The following is a 19,917-nucleotide window of genomic DNA, read 5'->3' as shown; positions in this document are numbered from 1 at the left end:
CCCCACGTGAGCGGTCTTCGGCGTCCCCGGCACGAGCGGCGGGTCCCTCACGCGAGCGATGGCGGGACGTCCGAAACCCCGGGAAGATGTCCAGCGTGTGGGGACGTGTCGGACTCGGGGTGCTGCTGGCCGTGGCGGCCGTCGCGCAGCTCAGCGGCAAGGGCACGGACGCGAAGGACTTCCTCTACGGGCTGCTCCTGTGCGCGTTCACGACGGTGCCGCTGGTCATCCCGCACGCAGGGCTCGCCGCCGTCGCCGTGTCCGCCGCGTGCCTGACCTCGCTCGCCGCCACCGGAAGCCTCACCGCCGCGGGCTGCGCCGCGCTCCTCTTCGTCCTCTACCTGGTCGGACGCGCCGGAACCTACGTCCTCGCGGCCGTCCTCATCGCGCCGTTCGCCGTCCTCGCCCTGCTTCCGGACCCCGGCGTGACCGCCCGCGTCGCCGCCGTGCTCGCGCCCGTCGCCGCCGGAGCCGGGATCGTCCAATGGGCCCGCACGCAGGCCGAACGCCAGACCGCCGCCGAACAGACCATCGGCGCGACCCTCCTGGAGAACACCGCCAAGAGCGAACGCGCCCGCATCGCCCGCGAGCTGCACGACGTCGTCGCGCACCACATCTCGATGATCGCCGTCCAGGCCGAGACCGCCCGCCTCGCCACCCCCGGCATGCCCGCCGACGGCGCGAAACGCCTGCTCGGCATCGGTGACACCGCCCGGACCGCGCTCACCGAGATGCGCCGCCTCCTCGGCGTCCTGCGCGAGGACGCCGGCGACGCCGAGCAGGCCGCCCGCAGGCCCCAGCCCGGCCTCGCCCAGCTCGTCGACCTCGTCGGCGAGACGCGCGACACGACCGGCTCGACCATCCGGCTCATCGTCAGCGGGCCGGTCGCGCCGCTCGACCCCGGCGTCGAGCTCACCGCCTACCGGATCGTCCAGGAAGCCCTCACCAACGCCCGCCGCCACGCCCCCGGAACGGCCGTCGACATCGAACTCCACTACACCCCGGACGCCCTCCGGCTGCGCGTCCGCGACCTCGGACCCGGCCCGCGCGACGACGTCCGCCCCGACGCGCACGGCCTGCTCGGCATGCGCGAACGCGCCGCCACCGTCGGCGGCGAACTCCGCACCGGCCCCGCCCCCGGCGGCGGCTTCCTCATCGAAGCGACCCTCCCCGGACGTCCCGCATGACCATCAGCATCGTCGTCGCCGACGACCACGAGATCGTCCGCTCCGGCTACGCCGCACTCCTCGGCACCCAGCCCGACTTCACCGTCACCGGCACCGCCGCCGACGGCGCCGAAGCCGTCCGGCTCTGCGCGGCGCTCCACCCCGACGTCGTCCTCATGGACGTCCGCATGCCCGGAATGGACGGCATTGAGGCCACCGAACGCGTCCGCGCCGACGCCGACCAGGCCCCGCGCGTCCTCATCCTCACCACCTTCGAGCTGGACGAATACGTCTACGACGCCCTCGCCGCCGGAGCCAGCGGCTTCCTCCTCAAGGACGTCACCGCCGAACGCCTCTTCGAGGCCGTCCGGATCGTCTCCGCCGGAGACGCCCTCCTCGCCCCCGGCGTCACCCGCCGCCTCGTCGAGGAGTTCGCCCGGTCGCGCCGCCGCCCGAAGACGACCCCGTCCGCGCTCGCCGCGCTGACCCCGCGCGAGACCGAGGTGCTGCGCGCGATGGCCGAGGGCCTCTCCAACCCCGAGATCGCCGTCCACCTGGTCGTCAGCGAGGAGACGGTGAAGACGCACGTCAGCCGCATCCTCGGCAAGCTCGGCCTCCGCGACCGAACCCAGGCCGTCATCGCCGCCTACGAATCCGGCCTCGTCGTCCCCGGCGCGTGACGGTGTAGCGGGCACCACCACCGATCCGGGGGCACGGCCGGTCGTCCCGTCCGGCCGCGGAACCTAGCGTCGAGAGTGTTGATCAAGAACGCCTCTCACCTGGAGAATCGCAGTGCGCCTCACCGCCCTCGCCCTCACCATCGCCGCCGCGACCGCGGCATCCGCCGTGGCCGCCGCCCCCGTCTCGGCGGCGCCCTCCACGCTGCAGCGGGACGCGGACGCCGCCCCCTCCACGTTGCAGCGGGACGCGGACGCCATCCGCGACGTCGGCGTCACCGGCGTCCAGGTCCGCGTCACCGGCCCGGACGGACGCTCGCAGGTCGTGACCAGCGGCGTCGGCGACGTCCGGACGTTGCGGTCCGTCCCGTCCAACGGACGCTTCCGCATCGCGAGCGTCACCAAGACGTTCACCGCGACGACCATCCTGCAGCTCGTCGGCGAGGGACGCCTCTCCCTGGACGACACCGTCGAGCACGTCCTGCCCGGCGTCGTGCAGGGCAACGGCAACGACGGCCGGAAGATCACCGTCCGGAACCTGCTCCAGCACACCGGCGGCTTTCACGACGACATCCCGGGGATCGACTCACCGGAGTCCTTCGACCAGCACCGATACGACACCTACACGGCCGAGGAACTCGTCGCCCGCGCCATGAAGCACAAGCCCGACTTCGCCCCCGGGACGAACTGGAGCTACTCCAACACCGGCTACCTGCTCCTCGGCATGATCATCAAGAAGATCACCGGCAACCCCTGGAACGTCGAGGTGGAGAACCGCATCCTCCGCCCCCTCAAGATGAACCAGACCACCTACCCGGGCGAGTCGCCGCGCATCCCCGGCCCGCACGCCAACGGTTACCACCAGTTCGAGACCGGCGGCCTCATCGACGTCACCGAGAACCGCGACAGCTCCTGGGCCGGAGCCGCCGGCGGCCTGATCAGCACCACCGCCGACCTCGGCCACTTCCTCCGCGCCCTCGACTCCGGACGCCTCCTCCGCCCCGCCCAGCTCAAGGAGATGCGCGACGGCACCCCGGTCAAGGGCGAGCTCGCCGAGGTCTGGCCCGGCGCGAAGGACGGCCTCGGCCTCTTCTCCCGCCCCCTGACCTGCGGCGGAACCTACTACTTCCACGGCGGCGACATCCTCGGCTACAAGACCCGGAACGCCGTCACCTCCGACGGCCGCCGCAGCGTCGTCGTCTCCATGTCCACGATGCTCGAGGACACCATGGACCACGCCGTCCAGCAGGAGAACGCCGCCTCCACCCTCATCGACAACGCCCTCTGCAACACCCACTAAAGCTCGACGTCCAGGAACTTCAGGAACGCGGCGGCGGGCGGGCTGGGTCGGTGCCTGGACCAGATCAGGCGCTCGACCCGGCCCGGCGCGTCCCGGACGCACAGGGTCCGCACGCCCTGCAGCCGCTGCGCGTAGTTCGCCGGGAGCATCCCGACCGCCAGCCCCTGCCGGATGATCTCCGCGATGAACTCGGGCGACGTCACCTCGAACGCGACGTCCCGCTGGACGTCCGCCGCCGCGAACGCCTGGTCCGACTGCGACCGGCCGATCGTCCCCGCCGCGAAGTCCACGAACGTCTCGTTCGCCAGCGACGCCAGGTCGGTCTCCGACTGGTCCGCGAACCGGTGCTCGGGCCCGACGACCGCGACCAGGTTGCCGCGCTCCAGCTCCAGGTCGCTGACGCCCTTCGGGATCGACCCGGGCAGCATCCCGAGGAACCCGATGTCGAGCGAACCGTCCTTGACCTGGTCGATCAGCTCCTCGCTGATCCCCGCGCGCAACGTGATCCGCACCTGCGGATACCGCTCCCGGTACCCCTTCAGCAGCGACGGCAGGTCCACGGCCGCCACCGTCGAGATCGCGCCGATCGCCAGCCGCCCCCGGATCTCCCCGGACGCCGCCGCCACCTCCGCGCGCGCCCGCTCCGCCGCGTCCAGCGCCTGCCGCGCCGCGGGCAGGAACGCCTCCCCGGCGGGCGTCACCTTCACCCTCCGGCTCGTCCGCTCGAACAGCCGCGCGCCGAGCTCCCGCTCCAACCGCGCGATCTGGTGCGACAGCGCCGACTGGACGACCCTGCAGCGCTCCGCCGCCCGGGTGAACCCGCCCTCCTCGGCCACCGCGACGACGTAGCGCATCTGCTGAAGGTCCATGGCGATCAATCTACAATCGAGATGGATCGAATGAAAAGAATGCGTTGGACTCATTGATCGTTCATGGCGCATTCTCTTGCCATGGCGATCATGACTCAGCGAGCCACGCGGCAGCGGGCGGCGGCGACGGCGACCGAGGGCACCGGCCTCAGCCGCGGACTCCTCCTCCTCATGGCGGTCGCGACCGGCCTCACGGTGGCGTCCAACTACCTCCCCCAGCCCCTCCTCCACCTCATCGGCGGCTCGCTCGGCCTCAGCACCGGCATGGCCGGCCTGATCGTCACCGCCGCGCAGGTCGGCTACGGCATCGGCCTCTTCCTCCTCGTCCCGCTCGGCGACCTCTTCGAACGCCGCCGCCTCGCGGTCACCCTCTACGTCCTCACCGCCGCGTTCCTGCTCGTCTCGGCCGTCGCCACCAACGGCGCCGTCCTGCTCATCGGAACCGCCCTCACCGCGCTGACCTCGGTCGCCGCGCAGGTCGTCGTCCCCTTCGCCGCGTCCCTCGCCGCCCCCGAAGAGCGCGGACGCGTCGTCGGCACCGTGATGATGGGCCTGCTCCTCGGCGTCCTGCTCGCCCGCACCGTCTCCGGCGCCCTCGCCGAGGTCGGCGGCTGGCGCACCGTCTACTGGGTCCAGGCCGGACTGATGCTCCTCATGGCCGTCCTGCTCCGCCGCAACCTGCCGACCCTGCACACCCCGGCCGGCATGACCTACCCGAAGCTGCTCGGCTCCATCGCGACCCTCATGCGCGAACTGCCGGTCCTCCGCTGGCGGATGGCCATCGGCGCCCTGTCCTTCGCCGCCTTCTCCGCCCTCTGGACGTCCCTGACCTTCCTGCTCTCCAGCGGCTCCTACGGCTGGAGCGAAGGCGCCATCGGCCTCATGGGCCTCTTCGGAGCCCTCGGCTCGGTCGTCGCCAACGTCGCCGGACGCCTCGCCGACCGCGGCCGCGTCCAGGCCGTCACCGGCATCGGCGCCGTCGTCTACCTCATCTCCTGGCTGCCCCTGGCCCTCGGCGGACACAACCTCGCCTGGCTGATCATCGGGATCGTCGCCCTGGACATGGCCCAGCAGGCCCTCCTCATCAGCAACCAGAACGTCGTCTACGCCCTGCGCCCCGAGGCCCGCAACCGCATCAACTCGGCCTTCATGACCGGCAACTTCGTCGGCGGCGCCGCCGGCTCCGCCCTCGCCTCCCTCGCCTGGACCCACGGCGGCTGGTCCTCCGTCGCCATCCTCGGCGCGGCCCTCTCCACCGCCATGCTCGCCGCCTGGCTCCTCGAGCGCCTCGCCACCCGGTGACCCGCCCCGGCAGGCCCCGCCCGCCCCGATGTAGAAGGCCTCACCCCGAGGCCAGCCCCCTGAACACAGTCGTCAACACGCGGCGCTGCAAACCCGGACCCCATCCGGACCGCAGCGCCGCTCGGCATGTCCCCCCCAAAAAAGCGCCACCACCTCGTCCACCCGAACCCCCGCCCGCATCGCCCCCACCTCCTGCGCGCACACGAGCAGCCGCTCACCCGAACCTTCATCCCGCCCCCGACGGCCCGCCCCCGACGGCCCGCCCCCGACGGCCCGCCCCCGACGGCCCGCACCCGACGGCCCGCACCCGACGGCCCGCCCCTACGGCTCGCCGCCCGACGGCCCGCCGCCCTACGGGACCGGGCTCACTCCTCCTCCACGACCTTCCAAAGTCCCCCGCCGGTAGCGGGCGGCTCGGCCTTCCAGAAGCTCCAGGAACCCACCAGCTCGACCACGACGGGGACCTGCTTCCACTCGGCGCGGACCCTGACGGCCGTGGGCTCCTCCACCAGATCCGAACCCAGGAAGCGCCCCCAGGTCTCCATGGTGTCCCGGATGACCGCGGCAGCCCGTTCGTCCCCTGCGGCGGCCTTGATCGCGAACGCCGGCACGCGTCCCCGCAGGTATTCCGGCCCCTCGTCGAGCATGTTCGAGATCTCCCATTCCAACGCGGGGAGGTCTTCCTGGAGCAGCTCCCGGAGCGCCGTCGCGGCTCGACGTTGCTCACCCCGCATCTGCGCGGCCTCCAAGCCGGGCTTGGGCGGGGCGTCGCGCCAGCGTGGGCGACCGAACCCGGGCCACCGCCAGGACACCCATCCTTTGCACAAGACCAGGGGCCCGTGCCCCCCGGGCCGAATCTCGGCGACAACCTCCGACAAATCCCGCTCCATGTCCAACGGGACCCCCAGATGTTCGGCCCAGGGCTTGAGAAACGCCCGCAGCTGCCGTCCGTTCGCACAGCCCTCGATCCACCCGTACAGGTCACCATCGCTCTGGATTTCCCAGCGGAGCGGCGGCAGGTCACGCTGCAAGTGCCCATCGAGGAACTCGACCGCCCTCGCCTGCCGGTCGAGCACCTTGCGCAAATCACGACTCATTCCTCACCCAACCCCAATAGCGCCGGCCTGTGCGGCCTTTCTCCAGCCGCGGACGGCTCTTCGAGATCCAAGGAGGCCCACAATCCGATATCGAACTCGTCCCCCGGGACATTGATCTCGTAGAACGTGGTTCCGGAGCTTCGACGCTCGACCACGTCCGCGCCCAGGAACCGCCCCCAACGGTCGAAGGTCTCGCGGACGATCGCCTCGGCTCGCGGCCTTCCCTCGATCTCGTACGTGTGGAAGGTTCCACGCAAAGACCGGCGTACCTTGCTCACCGCGAGGTCGTAGGTCCCCAAGGGCCTTCGCGACGCTCGGGGAGAACCACCGATGGGAAGGCTCCAGCTCAAAGCGGGGAGATCCTCGCGAAGGAAGGACCTCAGCAACCCCGCCGCCTGCTGCTGGCGACGCCGGATCTCCGCGGCTTCCTCACCCGTCGGCGACGGCGCGGCCTCGATGCCGCGGCGGCCGAACCGGAACCGCTGTCGTGGCGCCCATCCGCCGCAGTCGATGTCGAGATCGTCCCACTCTGCCCGGACGTCCGCCTTGATGTACTTCGGGTCTCGCTCCACCACCAGCGGAGCCTCCAGATGGTCGGCCCAGGGCTCGAGAAACGCCCGCAACTCCCGCTCGCGCGTGCAGCCGCTGACGTCTCCCTCCAGCCCGGACCACTCCCGGACTCCCCAGTGAAGCGGTGGCAGATCACGCCGCAAGAACCCCTCAAGCAGCTCAACAGCCCGTCCTTGCCGGACGAGCGCCCCGGGAGACTCATCGTTCACGTCCCCATCCAACTCAAGATCACCCGTTGGTGGCGAGTGGGTGGGCGCCTTGAGATACCGGGGGACCCTCGATGACGACCTCGAGCCCGGCCCACTCGCTGCGGACCCCGATGCGCTTCTCGTCGACCCCTGGCTCTTCCACCGGATCCGAGCCCAGGAAGCGTGCCCAGCGGTCCATGGCGTCGCGGACGAGCGTCCCGGCTACCTCGGCGTCGGGTTCGAGCCAGGCCGCTTCCAAGACTCCCCGAAGGGATCCCCGGCCCCCGTGACCCATGTAGTCCGAAACATGCCAGGACAGCGCTGGTAGATCGCTCTGGACCAGCTCCTCGAGCTGTCGACCCGCCCGCGCCTGATGGATGAGCACCTCACGAAACTCACGATTCACACCACTATCGAACACGCCGCGCCCACATTTCTCGACGACGATGCCTGCATGACGTTGTCGACGGTGTTCACGGAGATGTTCGGGCTGCGGCATCCGATCGCCCTGGCCCCCATGGGCGGGTCGGCCGGCGGAGAGCTGGCTGCGGCCGTGTCGCGGGGCGGTGGCCTCGGCCTGCTCGGCTCCGGGAACGGCGATCCCGAATGGCTGGCCCGAGAGGCGCCGATCGTCGCCAAGCAGGGACTGCCCTGGGGGATGGGATTCCTGACCTGGCGCATCGATATCCAAGGCGTGGAACGGGCACTGGAGTACGAGCCTCACGCGGTGGTGTTCTCGTTCGGGGATCCGAGCCCCTTCGCGGACGCCGTCCACGACGCGGGGAAAGCGCTGATCGTCCAGGTCACGGACATGGACGAGGCGCGCCAGGCCCTCGACGTGGGCGCGGACGTCATCGTCGCGCAGGGCACGGACGCCGGCGGCCATGGAGCCCGGCACGGACGCGGAACCCTCCCGTTCGTCCCCGCCGTGGTCGACCTCGTCCGCCAAGCCCAAGCCCAAATTCCGGTGCTGGCGGCCGGAGGCATCGCGGACGGACGTGGCCTCGCCGCCGCCCTCGCGCTCGGCGCGGAAGGAGCCCTTATCGGTACGCGCTTCCAGGCGACCGCCGAAGCCCTCATCGCACCGGACGTCCAGAAGGCCATCGTCGACGGACGCGCCGACGACACCGAGCGCAGCGGCACACTCGACAGGCTGCGCCGCTCGCCCTGGCCGTCCCGCTACACCGCCCGCACGCTCGCGCATCCCCACCTCGACCGGAATCGCGGACGCGACGAGGACGAGATCGCCCGCGACCGGCAAGCCCAACGCGACTACCAGCGCGACCTCGACCAAGGCGCCATCCCCGAACAGCCCGTCTGGGCAGGGGAGGGCATCGACCTGATCCACGACGTCCCGTCCGCCGAGACCCTCGTCAGAACACTCGCAGCCGAGGGCGAATCCGCCCTCGCCCGAGCCGGCCGCGGCCCGAGAGACACAACGCTGGGATGAAGGACTCCTTGCTCACTGGCCAGGACGCTCGCCTCCGAGAGTGAATCCGCCCTCGCTCGAGCCACCCGCGGCCCGCGAGACACAATGGAGGGATGAAGGACGCCCTGCTGCCTCGCTCGCTGGCCAGGTTCAACCGGATCGTCACCAACCCGCTCCAAGGGATCTGGGCCCCGTATCTACCGCCCTACGCCGTGATCGTGCACCTCGGACGGAAATCCGGCCGCGAATACCGGACGCCCGTGGTCGCCTTCCGCCACGGCGACGAGCTGGTCGTCGGCCTCCCTTACGGGGCCGACAGCGACTGGGTCCGCAACGTCCTTGCCGCAGGCCACGCCGGAGTCGAAAGACTCGGACGCCTACGCCGCCTGGACAACCCCCGTGTCGTCGACGCCGACACCCCGCCCGACCAACTGCCGGGCATGGCGCGCCACCTCGTCCGCCGCATGGACGTCCTCGTCGCCGACATTCGCTGACGGACATCCCGGCTACCCGCTGCTGTTGTGCTCCTTGATGTGGTCGCGCATGTCCTGATCGAGGCGTTCGAGCATGCGGCTCATGGGTTGCAGGGCCGCCAGAACCTCATTGCGAAGGCCGTCGATGCGCGCGTTGACGGCTTCGAACTTGGCATCAACCCCTTCGAACTTGGCGTCGAAGCGGGACGTCACACTGTCGATCTTGGTGTCGATGCGGGTGGTGAGCTCGGAGCGGAGCAGGGAGATCTGGCGGTGGACGACGCCGATGACGGCGACGCAGGCCGCGATCATCGGCCACAGCTGAGCGAGGTTCATGATGGTGATCCCTTCGTCGCGGAACGTGAACTTCTCGATCATCCGGGACGTGGGGAAATGATCGCAACGCGATGCGCGACCTGTGGATAACCGGTCGTAGCCGCTAGGACGAAGGGGGGCCGAACATCGGACGGATGCCCGCGATGATCTGGCGGATCATCGGGCGTTGCTGCGCGGGCGTCCGCCCGCGCAGGTTCAGGACGGGGTCGATGCCGTCGTAGTACGGGGCCAGCGCCAGGAACGGGAGCGTCATCAGCAGGAAGGACGCGAGAACCTCGACGTCCGCGTCCGGATGGATGTCGCCGCGTTCCTTCCACAGCTTCAGCGCAGGGTCGATGACCTGCAGGTAGTGCTGGTTCGCGGTCTCACGGATCACCGACCGGACGCCGTTGTCGAGTTCGAAGTTCGTCGCCGCCGTGACGCCGCGTTCCAGGGGGTGGTCGGCGTAGAACTCCGACCATTCGCACAACGCGTCGAACAGCCAGCCGTCGAAGGGTTGCTCGAAGTCGATGCGGGAGATGCGCCGTTCCATCTCCTCGCGGATCCGGCGGGACGCCTCGTCGCACACGAACGCGAAGAACTCCAGCTTGTCGCTGAAGTACTGGAACAGCGAGCCCTTGGCGATGCCCGCCTCGCGCGCGATGGTGTTCAGGCTGCCGGTCGAGTAGCCGTGCTCGCCGAACTCGCGCATCGCCGCTTCGAGCACCCGCTCGCGCTTGGCGACGTTCAGGCGGAACCACGTGGAAGTCGGCATCGGCCGTCGGCTCTCCGAAATGATCACAGGGGGTGTCAGAGTGCGGTGACGCGACGGTCAGCGTAACCGCCCCGCCCGACTCTTCTACACCCGATCCCCGATCTTCCGCAGGCCCCTGCCCGCAAGGGTTTCGGCGGGTTCCGGCCACCCCGGCGGCCGTCGCCCGCGTCGCCGCAGGTAGACGCCCTGCGATCAGTCCACGAGCCGTTCGTGAGCCGTCCGCGACAGGGTCCGCGATCAGTTCGCGAGTCGTTCGCGACAGGGTCCGCGATCAGTCCGCGAGGCGGATCAGGATGCGGAGGACCTCGTCGATGATCTCGGACGCGTCGGACGCCGAGTCCGCCAGCGCGATCTCCCGGCCGGCCTCCCCGATGACCGTCGTCAGCACCATGCTGAGCACGGACGTCGCCCGGTCGCCGCCGTCCTCGCGGCGGAGCAGCAGCCGCGTGTTGCGCTCGATCCAGCGCTGCGCCCGGCTCCGCCGCATCAGCGAGAACCCGGACGGCCCCTCACCGGCGTGGAACAACCGCGCCGCCGACCGTCGCTCCCAGCACGTCTCCAGATAGGCGCGCGCGCCCGCGACGAACTGCGCGATCGGGTCGTCCTCCCCGGACGAGCGAGCCTCCGCGACGGCCTCGGCGGCCCGGGACTCCTGCTCGCCGGACAGTTCCTCCCACAGTGCCAGGTACAGCCCGGCCTTGCCGCCGTAGTGGTGGTACAGGCTTCCGACGCTGATCCCGGACGTCTCGACGATCTCGGCGATGCCCGCGTCGGCGTAGCCGCGGTCGGCGAACACCTCCTGCGCGGCGTCCAGCAGCGCGCGCCTGGTGGCGTCCGCGCGCGCCCACTGCCGGGACACCGGCGCCCCACCGTTCTGCATGGCCCGATGGTCTCAGTACCAGTGGTGGGCCGACCACCACGACCAGGCTCCACAGGGGTCGTGATACCGAGCCTTGATGTAGGCGAGACCCCAGGCGATCTGCGTGGGGGAGCTCTCCTTCCAGTCCGGGCCCGCGTCGGCGAGCTTGTCCGCGGGCAGCGCCTGCGGGATCCCGTACGCGCCGCTGGACGGGTTGGTGGCGTGCTGGTCCCAGCTGGACTCGTGGTCCCACAGGGTCTCGAGCGAGTCCCAGCAGCGGCCCCAGCCCTTCATGGCGCTCATCCTCTTGCCCCACGCCTTGTTCTGCTTGGCGCTGGGGTTGGACTTGGCGAGCCGCTCGCGCTCCTGCTGGAACTTGAGCTGCTCGCGCGCCTTGGCGTCCCGCTTGGCCTTCTCCTTGAGTGCCTTCAGGCGGCGCTGCTGCTCCTCGTAGGCGTTCTTCTTCGCCTGCGCGATGACCCCGGCCGCGACCGGGTCCATGCTGGACGAGGAGAGCTTGGCGAGCATGTCGTTCGTCGAGGACAAGCCGCCGTCGGCGGCCTTCGGCGGCTCGCCCGGCCCCATCCACTTCGGGACGACCCACACCATCGCGCCGAGCGCGGCGACGATGGCGACCAACGTGATCGTGACGTTGTGGGTGAGGACCCGCCAGGTCTTGCGCACCTTGCCGGGCGGACGCTCCCACGGGTTCTCGTCCAGGAATTCCGCCGGATACTCGTCCGAGCGTTCGGCGGAGCGCTTGGAGGAGCGTCCGGACGAGCGTCGCTTGCCGCGGCGCGGGGGCCGCGGCGACGACGGCGGGGGGCTCGTTCGGGTCGGTTCCATGCCCATACCTTGCCGCAAGCTCGGAGCGTGTTGTCCGTCAATCCCCTGGTACGGCGCCCGGTGTCGTCACACTCACACCTCGGAGGAGCCCTCCGCGACCGGTCAGATCTCCTGGTCGCCCGCCGCCAGCCGGGCGGGCTGGAGCGACTCGAACAGCGGCCGGTGCAGCCCGGCGAGGTGCCCGAGCGGGCCGTCCGGATCCTCGAGCGCGACGTTCACCCGGCCCGCCAGGTCGCGTCCGGACGGGGTGATGACGACGAGCGTGGCCCGCCGGTCGCGGGGATGCCGGGAGCGGGACACCAGACCGTCCGCCTCCAGCTGGTCGACGGTCAGCTTCACCGAGGTCGGATGCAGCATCAGGAACCGGCCGAGGGTGCTGAGCCGGGCCCGTCCCTCGGTCGTCAGCGCCAGCGTGGTCAGGAGGAAGAACCCGGTGCGGCTCAGCCCGCACTTCTCCAGCTCGCCGTCCAGCGCCTTCTTGATCAGCTGGTAGAGGCGGCCGACCGAGCAGATGGCCATGAACGGCCACGGCTGGCCGGGCAGTCCCTGGCCGTCCCATCGGTCGTGGATCCCGGCCACCAGCGGGTCTGCCGGAAGGTCGGCCGACCGGCCCGCGGAGTCGTCGAGGTCGTGGTGCACCAGCAGATCCTAACTCTGGACGACCCCCCAAGTAAGTACTCGCTTCTTAGACCTTTCTCCCATAGAGTGCTCCAGATCACAGGCGGTGCCGGTGTGTCCATGTGATGCTGCTGCCACCCGTGTGCTCGAAAGCGCCTTGTTCGACCGCTCGACCCGCTTCACCCGGCTCGACCCGCTCCACCCAGTTCAACCGAATCACCCAGCTCGACCGAATCGCCCAGCTCGACCGGACCACCCTGTGCTTGCTCCATCGGACGGCCCCCCGCCGCCCGAACACCCCAGGAGGCACGAATGCTCCGTCGCCCCGGCCCCCCGGGGGCGAGATGGCCCTGAGCCTCACCGCCGTGCCGGATCTCGCCCGCCGCCGCGCCTCCCGCGCGCTGGACGAGACCGGCCTGCTGTGCGTCACGTTCCTCGAAGGCCTCCGCCGCACCTGGGACGTGCGCCAGTGGTGGGGCGAGTTCATCGAGCAGTGCTGGTTCCTCGCCCGGGTCACCTCCATCCCCGTCATGCTCATCGCGATCCCGCTCGGCGCGACGATCTCGCTGCAGGTCGGGGACATCGCCCGGCAGCTCGGCGCCGCGTCCGCGACCGGGGCGCTGCTCATCGCCGCGATGGTCCAGCAGGTCGCGCCGCTCGCCGCCGCGCTGCTGGTGTCGGGCGTCGGCGGCTCGGCCATCACCTCCGACATGGGCGCCCGCAACATCCGCGACGAACTCGCGGCCATGGAGGTCATGGGCATCAACCCGATCCACCGCCTGGTCACCCCCAGGCTGTGGGCGGCCAGCACGGTGTCGGTCCTGCTCGCCTCGGTGGTCATCATCGCCGGGACGCTGGGCGGCTACTACTTCAACGTCATCCAGCAGGGAGTCAGCCCCGGCGCGTTCTTCGACGGCGCCGCGACGCTCCTCCAGTTCCCGGACCTGGTGATCACCCTGGTCAAGGCATGGGTGTTCGGGTTCATCGCCGCCGCGGTCGCCTGCTACATGGGCATGAACTGCGACTACGGCCCCGTCGGTGTGGGACGGGCGGTGAACCGGGCGGTCGTGGTCACCTCGATCGTGGTGTTCGCCTCGAACTACGTCCTCACCACGATCTACCAGGTCCTTTTCCCCCCGAGGTTCTGAATGGTCGCCATCTCCCCGGTCCGGCGGATCGGCCGCGCGGTGCGCGGCCGGACGGCCGGCCTGGCCGGCTCGTTCAACCTGCCGGTCTTCCTCGGCCGCGTCCTGTACGGGCTGCTGTTCGACATCATCCTCAAACGCAAGTACGGCCGGACGCTCGCCAAACAGGTCAGCGACATCACCGTCGGCGTCGGCGCGCTGGTCATCGGCGGCGGCATGATCTTCGTGATCGCGACGATGTCGCTCGCCACCGGCGCGATCGTTGGCCAGCAGGGCTATCCCGGGCTGGAACGCATCGGCGCGGAGGCGTTCACCGGCCTGGTCGCGTCCTACTCCAACGTCCGCGAGGTGACCCCGATCATCGCCGGGGTGGCGCTGGTCGCGCAGGTCGGGACGAGCTTCACCGCCGAGATCGGCGCGATGCGGATCTCCGAGGAGATCGACGCGCTGGAGGTCATGGGCATCAACTCGCTGGTCTACCTCGTGTGCACGCGCGTGGCGGCCGGAGTCATCGCCCTGGTGCCGCTCTACCTGGTCTCACTGTTCATGGCCTTCTGGGCCACGAGGTTCATCTCCGTCTCCGTCTACGGTCTCTCGCCCGGCATCTACGACTACTACTTCCACCTGTACCTGCCGCCGATCGACGTGCTCTACAGCGTGATCAAGGTGGCGATCTTCGCGTTCATCGTGATGTTCGTCCACTGCTACCGCGGGTACTACGCGGCGGGCGGACCGGTGGGCGTGGGCGTCGCGGCCGGACGCGCGATCCGGGAGTCCACGATCCTCATGATCCTGATGAACCTCCTGCTCAGCTACATCTTCTGGGGTCACGGCGGCACGGTGAGGCTGACCGGATGAGCGACGAGACCCTCTCCGGGAGGACCCGGACCCTGTTCGGCGCCGCGGGTGCCGGCGCGCTCGCGGTCTCCGTCGCGGCGCTCGTGCTGGGCGCGACCCCGTCCAACGGCGGCTCGACCTACTTCACCGCCGAGTTCCACCGCGCGGGCCAGGGCCTGGATCCCGGCAAGTCGGACGTGAAGATCCGCGGGATCACGGTCGGGACCGTCCAGAAGGTGAAACTCGACCGGGACGGCCGGGTGACCGTCCGGATGCGCGTCGACAAGGGCGTGAAGCTGGCCCAAGGGACGAGCGCGCGCATCGAGCCGGTCTCGGTCTTCGGCCCCAAAGACCTGATCCTCGACCTGGGCAGGAACGAGACCTCCGGCCCGTTCCTGAAGAACAACGCCGACCTCGGGCAGGGCAAGGACCCGGTCGAGCTGTCCGACACCGCGTGGCCCGCCTACAACCTCACCAAGGCCATCAACCCGGACGAACTGGCCACCATCCTGCACACCTTCTCCGCCGGGCTGGACGGCCAGGGCCCCGCCCTCCACCGCCTGCTCTCGAACGGCGCGAAGGTCATCGACGCGACCGACCAGGACAAGGCCCAGCTCAAGACCATCATGGACAACGTCTCCGGGCTCGCGCCCACGCTCGCCTCGCGCGGCGGGACGATCGACCAGATCGTCGGCGACGTCAACCGGATCTCGCCCGTCATCTACGACCGTCCGGACAAGGTCAACCAGATCCTGGACGGCGCGAGCGAGCTCACCGGACGCGTCGGGGACTCGCTCCGCGACCACGGCGGGAACATCGGGAACATCATCGACGGCGCGGGCGACGCGGCGCACGTCGTGCACGGCCAGCAGAAGAACATCCCGGTGCTGCTGGACGACCTGAACGGCTTCTTCACCCTGCTCGTGAAGGTCATCAAGGTCCCGGGCCCGAAGGGCACGATGATCGCCAACGTCGTCGGCCCGCTGCCGCTCGACCTCTGCAAGGTCTTCATCGACGTCTGCCCCGTGGCGCCCAAGACCACGGTGTTCGACCAGAAGGCCAACGTGGACCAGCCGAACGACGGGCTGAAGCGGGTGACGCGCAAGTGAGCCCCCGCATAACGCTCCGCCGGAAGGCCGCCCGCGGCCCGGACTACGCGACCACCGCCAAGTTCCTGGTGTTCGTCGTCGTCACCGGGATGATGACGTTCTTCATCGGGCAGCAGATCCTCGGCGCCAGCTTCAACGACCGGTACCGGCTGACCGCCGAGTTCGACGACGTCACCGGCCTGCTCACCGGCGACCAGGTGAAGGTCGCGGGCACCCCGGTCGGCCAGGTCAAGAGCATCAAGGTCAAGCAGGGCCGGGCCGTCGTCGGGATGGCCGTCGACAAGGACGTCAAGCTCCCCGACGACTCGACCGCCGCGATCCGCTGGCGCAACGTCCTCGGGCAGCGCGTCGTCTACCTCGAACCCGGGCAGAGCCGGACGATGCTGCAGAGCGGCGCGCGCGTCCCGCACACCCGCTCGGTCGTCGACCTCGGCGAGATCGTCAACGCGGTCCAGCCGCTGGTCAACAACCTGGACCCGAACCAGCTGAACCGGATCCTGTTCGCGCTCTCCCAGGCCCTGGACGGCAACGAGACCGCGATCAACACCATGATCACCAACCTGGACGGCCTGCTCCAGACGTTCGGCTCCCGCAAGCAGACCATCCAGCAGATGATCAAGGACTACTCGGCCGTCACCGACGCCGTGGCCGTCCGGGACAAGCAGATCGCGCAGAGCGTCGACAACCTGCGCGACCTCGCCAAGGTGTTCGCCGACAACAAGAAGGTGCTGGAGAACGCCGTCGTCCAGGTGTCCGGCGTGACCACCAACCTCAACGCGGTGCTCGGCGGCAACGACGCGCAGCTCGCCCGGATCATCGACAACCTCGGCAAGTTCAGCGACACGTTCCGGATCAACGTGGACCAGCTGGAGAGGATGGTGCAGAGGCTGCCACTCCCGCTCCGGCAGCTCTTCGCCACCAGCAACGGCGGCCACTTCCTCCGCACGGACGTCATGTGCCTGAATCTCGTCGAGGGCCCGTGCCCGTTCCCGATGCGGCTGCCGAACGAGCCGGGGAACGACGGGCCGTCCCAGCAGGACATCGCCAAGCTCAAGTCGATCCTCAACGGGGGGCGGTGACGCATGCCGCTGTTCCCCTCGCTGCGCGACGTCAACCAGAAGCTCGTCGCCGTCGGCACCCTCGCCGTGATCGGCGCGGGCTGCGTGTTCGCGTTCGCCGTCGGGCAACTCCACCTGTTCGACCAGGGTTACTCGATGAGCGGCGTGTTCTCCGACACCGCCGGCGTCAAGACGGGCCAGGACGTCAAGGTCGCGGGCGTCAAGGCGGGCCGCGTCACGGGCGTCCGCCCGAGCTTCGGCACCGGCACGGTCATCGTGTCCTGGCATGTCAACAAGGGCATCGACCTCGGCCCCGACACCCACGCCGCGATCGAGACGACCACCCTGCTCGGCGGACGCTACATCCGGCTGAGCGGCCCGGTCGCGCACCCCTACATGGCGAGCCTGCCCGCGTCGCGGCGGCGCATCCCGCTCGACCGCACCCAGGTCCCCTTCACCGTCCCGGACGCGCTGCAGGGCGCCAACAACATCATCGGGAAGCTGGACGAGAGGTCCATCGGCAAGCTGCTGACCGAGATGTCGAAGATCAAGTCCCCGAACGCGGCGAAGCTGAACGAGATGCTCCGCAACGTCCAGTCGCTGTCGCGGGCGCTGAACGACTCCTACCCCGAGGTCGAGAAGCTGCTCCAGGGGTCCAAGACGATCACCGCGATGCTCGCCGCGAAGGAGGGGCAGCTCAGGGAGATCATCGACAACAGCCGGGTCCTGCTGCGCGTCCTGGTCGAACGCCGCGACCAGCTCGCGTCGACGATCGGGCAGGGGAGCCGGACCGTCCGGACGCTGTCGAACACGATCTCCCGCAACCAGCGGCAGCTCGACACCCTCCTCGACAACCTGCACCTGCTGACGACCCGGCTCGCGCCCAACATGGACGTCCTGAACACCGACCTCTCCCTGCTCGGCCCGACCTTCGAGGGCGTGTCCAACGTGCGCGGGAACGGCAACTGGATCGAGGGCGTGCTGTCCGGGCTCGGCCCGCTCCAGCCGAACGGCCCGATCTCCACCCCGATCAACCCACCCGGCGGGAAGACCGCCGACCAGACCGGCGCGCAAGGGGGAGGCAACTGATGGCCACTCGCCGCAAACGCGCACTGGTCGGTATGGGCCTGGCCCTGGTGACCGTCCTCGGCGGCTGCTCGCTCTCCCCGGTCGGAGGCGGCGGGAACCGCGAGATGACCGTCTACCTGCCGAAGGCCCGCTCCTTCTACAAGGAGTCCAAGGTCAAGGTCATGGGCGCGGACGTCGGATCGGTCGACTCCGTCCAGACCGACGGCGACCGCATCAAGGTCCGCTTCCACATCTCCCGGGACGTCCCGCTCCCGAAGGGCGTCCAGGCGTCGATCGTCCCGCTGAACCTCGTCGGGGAGCGGAACCTCGTCCTGCACCCCGCGTGGAAGCCGGGCGACGCCAAGGAGACCTCCGACACCATCCCGATCGAGCGGACGAGCGTTCCCGTCGAGGTGGACGACGCGCTGAGCTCCTTCACCAACCTCGCCAAGGCGCTCGACCCGACCAAGGTCCAGCCCGCCCTCGACCAGACCGCGAACTCCTTCAACGGCAACGGCAAGACGTTCAACGCGACGCTCGAGGAGAGCGCCCGGCTCGTCCAGAACGTCGCGGGCCAGGACAAGAACCTCATCGCCGTCGCGAGCAACCTGCACCGGCTCGCCGGGGTCGTCCGGGGCCGCGAGCAGGTCCTCGGCGAGATGATCCAGGACTTCAGCACCGCCAGCCGCGTCCTCGCCGGGGAACGCGGCGAGATCCAGGACCTCGTCCACGGCCTCGTCGACCTCTCCCGCAACGGCCAGAAGCTGCTCGACAAGTACAAGGGGCAACTGCCGGACGACCTGGCCGTCCTCACCCGCGTCGCGCTGATCCTCAAGGGGAACTCCGCCCGCCTCGCCCAGCTCATCAAGGCCCTCCCGGTCCTGAGCGGCGCGCTCATCAACGGCTACAACCCGAAGAACAAGTCGCTGCAGATCCGGGTCGCGACCGACGCCTTCCTGCGGACGTGGCTGAGGTCGATCCTGCGCGACGACAACGTCGGCTGCCCGCTCCCCAAGCCGAACTCCAACTGCCCGTGGCCGGGCTCGGGAAACCTCACCGGAGGCCACTGATGCGCGGACGGACGAGCGGACCGCTACCCGGACGGACGAGCGGACCGATGCCCGGACGGGCGAAGGGACCGCTGCGCGGACGGACGCTCGCGGCCCTGCTGCTCACGCTGACCCTGGCGCTGACCGGCTGCTCGTTCCAGACGTTCGGCGCGCCCAAGGGCAAGGTGCACCTGACCGCGGACTTCGACGACGCGCAGGGCCTGGTCGCCGGGCACAGCGTCCAGATGTCGGACGTGAAGATCGGCACCGTGCTCTCGGTCAAGCGGGACGGCTACAAGGCCAAGGTCACCATGGCGATCATGGACAGGTACCGGCTCCCGCAGGGCACCAGGGCCGAGATCAAGGTGACCTCGCTGCTCGGCGAGAACTACGTCGACATGATCCTTCCGCCCGGCGGCAGCATGGACCAGGGCCCCTACCTCGCCAACGGCGCCCGCATCGACGACGCGACCGTCCAGCCCGCGTTCGAGCAGGTCGTCGGCCAGGCCGGCCCGCTGCTGAAGTCCCTGGCGGGCAACGACATCTCGACCATCGTCAACGCGGGCGCCACCGCCCTGGACGGCCAGGGCCACAAGCTCAACAAGACCGTCAAGCAGACCTCGGACCTGGTGAAGCTGTTCGCCGACCAGCGCGCCGAACTCGGCCAGTCCATCGACGAGTTCGCCCGCCTCGGCCACTCCCTCGCCGCCGGCAAGGACGCCCTGAACCGCGCCCCCGGCGAGATCGCCAAGACCACCGACCTGCTCAACAAGGACAAGGACAAGATCCTCAAGACGATCGACCGGCTCAGCTACGCCGCCGCCGAACTCAACGACAAGGTCCTCTCCGGACGCGTCGCCACCTTCCGCCGCCTGCTGAACGACGTCGACCCGATCATCGCCGAGCTCGGCAGCGAGCGGACCCGGCTCACCAGCCTCGTCGACGGCCTGGTCTCCTTCGAGCAGAAACTGCCCCTGGCCAGCTACGACGGCAACCTGATGATGTACCCGGTCCTCCGTCCCGTCTGGCCGGACGGCACCCCCGTCTTCCCCGGCCTCGGCGGCGCCCCCGGCAAGAAGAAGAGCACCAAGAGCGCCGGCGCCCTCCCGTCCAAGGTCCGAGACGCGTTCCCCAACCTCGACTCCCTCCTGGAGCCGCCGCGTTGAT

Annotated in this window: 22 protein-coding genes; 13 read left to right on the top strand and 9 right to left on the bottom strand. The window is 69.9% G+C overall.

Annotated features, from left to right (window positions below; genetic code table 11):
- Positions 1 to 95: 95 nt before the first annotated feature.
- The 3 genes from AB0L06_RS20755 (at position 96) to AB0L06_RS20745 (ending at position 3,143) form a co-directional block, all read left to right on the top strand.
- On the top strand, positions 96 to 1,187 hold the full coding sequence (locus AB0L06_RS20755) for a sensor histidine kinase (RefSeq protein WP_500232675.1): 1,092 nt from the start codon (positions 96 to 98) through the stop codon (positions 1,185 to 1,187).
- On the top strand, positions 1,184 to 1,846 hold the full coding sequence (locus tag AB0L06_RS20750; RefSeq protein WP_500232674.1) for a response regulator: 663 nt from the start codon (positions 1,184 to 1,186) through the stop codon (positions 1,844 to 1,846). Before AB0L06_RS20755 ends, AB0L06_RS20750 begins: the two co-directional genes overlap by 4 nt.
- Positions 1,847 to 1,958: 112 nt before the next feature.
- Positions 1,959 to 3,143: a serine hydrolase domain-containing protein gene (locus AB0L06_RS20745; RefSeq protein WP_500232673.1), complete on the top strand. Its 1,185-nt coding sequence runs from the start codon at positions 1,959 to 1,961 to the stop codon at positions 3,141 to 3,143.
- Here the strand turns inward: AB0L06_RS20745 and AB0L06_RS20740 are convergent.
- A complete protein-coding gene (locus AB0L06_RS20740) occupies positions 3,140 to 4,012 on the bottom strand; it encodes a LysR family transcriptional regulator (RefSeq protein ID WP_500232672.1) in 873 nt (290 codons plus the stop codon). The two genes, AB0L06_RS20745 and AB0L06_RS20740, sit on opposite strands and share 4 nt — an antisense overlap.
- Before the next feature lie 90 nt (positions 4,013 to 4,102).
- Between AB0L06_RS20740 and AB0L06_RS20735 the strand changes: the two genes are divergently transcribed.
- Positions 4,103 to 5,314 carry an MFS transporter gene (locus tag AB0L06_RS20735; RefSeq protein ID WP_500232671.1) on the top strand — a complete coding sequence of 404 codons (1,212 nt, stop codon included), beginning with the start codon at positions 4,103 to 4,105 and terminating at the stop codon, positions 5,312 to 5,314.
- Between the two features lie 365 nt (positions 5,315 to 5,679).
- Here AB0L06_RS20735 and AB0L06_RS20730 read toward each other — a convergent pair whose 3' ends face one another.
- Genes AB0L06_RS20730 through AB0L06_RS20720 form a run of 3 tightly spaced genes read right to left on the bottom strand, consistent with a single transcriptional unit; the run spans position 5,680 to position 7,428 of the window.
- Positions 5,680 to 6,399 (bottom strand): hypothetical protein, encoded by a 720-nt coding sequence (locus AB0L06_RS20730; protein WP_500232670.1) that lies wholly within the window; start codon positions 6,397 to 6,399, stop codon positions 5,680 to 5,682.
- Positions 6,400 to 6,407: 8 nt separating this feature from the next.
- Positions 6,408 to 7,190: a hypothetical protein gene (locus AB0L06_RS20725; protein WP_500232669.1), complete on the bottom strand. Its 783-nt coding sequence runs from the start codon at positions 7,188 to 7,190 to the stop codon at positions 6,408 to 6,410.
- Positions 7,191 to 7,209: 19 nt separating this feature from the next.
- Entirely contained in the window at positions 7,210 to 7,428 is a 219-nt protein-coding gene (locus tag AB0L06_RS20720; RefSeq protein WP_500232668.1) for a hypothetical protein, read from the bottom strand.
- 195 nt (positions 7,429 to 7,623) lie between these two features.
- On the opposite strand from AB0L06_RS20720, the gene AB0L06_RS20715 reads away from it, so the two are divergent.
- Both AB0L06_RS20715 and AB0L06_RS20710 read left to right on the top strand, forming a co-directional pair.
- Entirely contained in the window at positions 7,624 to 8,619 is a 996-nt protein-coding gene (locus AB0L06_RS20715; RefSeq protein WP_500232667.1) for an NAD(P)H-dependent flavin oxidoreductase, read from the top strand.
- 92 nt (positions 8,620 to 8,711) lie between these two features.
- Positions 8,712 to 9,092 (top strand): nitroreductase family deazaflavin-dependent oxidoreductase, encoded by a 381-nt coding sequence (locus AB0L06_RS20710; RefSeq protein WP_500232666.1) that lies wholly within the window; start codon positions 8,712 to 8,714, stop codon positions 9,090 to 9,092.
- Between the two features lie 12 nt (positions 9,093 to 9,104).
- Here the strand turns inward: AB0L06_RS20710 and AB0L06_RS20705 are convergent, their stop codons facing one another.
- From AB0L06_RS20705 to AB0L06_RS20685, 5 genes are all read right to left on the bottom strand, one after another.
- Positions 9,105 to 9,449: a hypothetical protein gene (locus tag AB0L06_RS20705; RefSeq protein WP_500232665.1), complete on the bottom strand. Its 345-nt coding sequence runs from the start codon at positions 9,447 to 9,449 to the stop codon at positions 9,105 to 9,107.
- 61 nt (positions 9,450 to 9,510) lie between these two features.
- Positions 9,511 to 10,161 (bottom strand): TetR/AcrR family transcriptional regulator, encoded by a 651-nt coding sequence (locus tag AB0L06_RS20700; protein WP_500232664.1) that lies wholly within the window; start codon positions 10,159 to 10,161, stop codon positions 9,511 to 9,513.
- Between the two features lie 271 nt (positions 10,162 to 10,432).
- Positions 10,433 to 11,041 (bottom strand): TetR/AcrR family transcriptional regulator, encoded by a 609-nt coding sequence (locus AB0L06_RS20695; protein ID WP_500232663.1) that lies wholly within the window; start codon positions 11,039 to 11,041, stop codon positions 10,433 to 10,435.
- Positions 11,042 to 11,053: 12 nt separating this feature from the next.
- On the bottom strand, positions 11,054 to 11,866 hold the full coding sequence (locus AB0L06_RS20690) for an aggregation-promoting factor C-terminal-like domain-containing protein (RefSeq protein WP_500232662.1): 813 nt from the start codon (positions 11,864 to 11,866) through the stop codon (positions 11,054 to 11,056).
- A gap of 102 nt (positions 11,867 to 11,968) precedes the next feature.
- The gene (locus AB0L06_RS20685) at positions 11,969 to 12,505 is read right to left on the bottom strand and encodes a MarR family winged helix-turn-helix transcriptional regulator (RefSeq protein WP_500232661.1); all 537 of its coding nucleotides are present in this window, start codon (positions 12,503 to 12,505) and stop codon (positions 11,969 to 11,971) included.
- Between the two features lie 323 nt (positions 12,506 to 12,828).
- On the opposite strand from AB0L06_RS20685, the gene AB0L06_RS20680 reads away from it, so the two are divergent.
- Genes AB0L06_RS20680 through AB0L06_RS20650 form a run of 7 tightly spaced genes read left to right on the top strand, consistent with a single transcriptional unit; the run spans position 12,829 to position 19,916 of the window.
- Entirely contained in the window at positions 12,829 to 13,632 is an 804-nt protein-coding gene (locus tag AB0L06_RS20680; RefSeq protein ID WP_500232660.1) for an MlaE family ABC transporter permease, read from the top strand.
- Positions 13,633 to 14,487 (top strand): ABC transporter permease, encoded by an 855-nt coding sequence (locus AB0L06_RS20675; RefSeq protein ID WP_500232659.1) that lies wholly within the window; start codon positions 13,633 to 13,635, stop codon positions 14,485 to 14,487.
- Entirely contained in the window at positions 14,484 to 15,575 is a 1,092-nt protein-coding gene (locus tag AB0L06_RS20670; protein WP_500232658.1) for an MlaD family protein, read from the top strand. The genes AB0L06_RS20675 and AB0L06_RS20670 overlap by 4 nt, the downstream gene beginning before the upstream one ends.
- Entirely contained in the window at positions 15,572 to 16,654 is a 1,083-nt protein-coding gene (locus AB0L06_RS20665) for an MCE family protein (protein WP_500232657.1), read from the top strand. The genes AB0L06_RS20670 and AB0L06_RS20665 overlap by 4 nt, the downstream gene beginning before the upstream one ends.
- A 3-nt stretch (positions 16,655 to 16,657) precedes the next feature.
- Positions 16,658 to 17,722, top strand: a complete 1,065-nt coding sequence (locus AB0L06_RS20660) for an MCE family protein (RefSeq protein ID WP_500232656.1) — start codon at positions 16,658 to 16,660, stop codon at positions 17,720 to 17,722.
- Positions 17,722 to 18,771: an MCE family protein gene (locus tag AB0L06_RS20655; RefSeq protein WP_500232655.1), complete on the top strand. Its 1,050-nt coding sequence runs from the start codon at positions 17,722 to 17,724 to the stop codon at positions 18,769 to 18,771. Before AB0L06_RS20660 ends, AB0L06_RS20655 begins: the two co-directional genes overlap by 1 nt.
- 47 nt (positions 18,772 to 18,818) lie before the next feature.
- Positions 18,819 to 19,916, top strand: a complete 1,098-nt coding sequence (locus AB0L06_RS20650; RefSeq protein WP_500232654.1) for an MlaD family protein — start codon at positions 18,819 to 18,821, stop codon at positions 19,914 to 19,916.
- The last annotated feature ends 1 nt before the right edge of the window (position 19,917 follow it).

The sequence above is a fragment of the Spirillospora sp. NPDC052269 genome (assembly GCF_040679435.1).
Classification (GTDB): domain Bacteria; phylum Actinomycetota; class Actinomycetes; order Streptosporangiales; family Streptosporangiaceae; genus Spirillospora.
The sequence above is the reverse complement of the archived record's forward strand: the minus strand, read 5'-3'. Positions and strand labels throughout refer to the sequence as shown.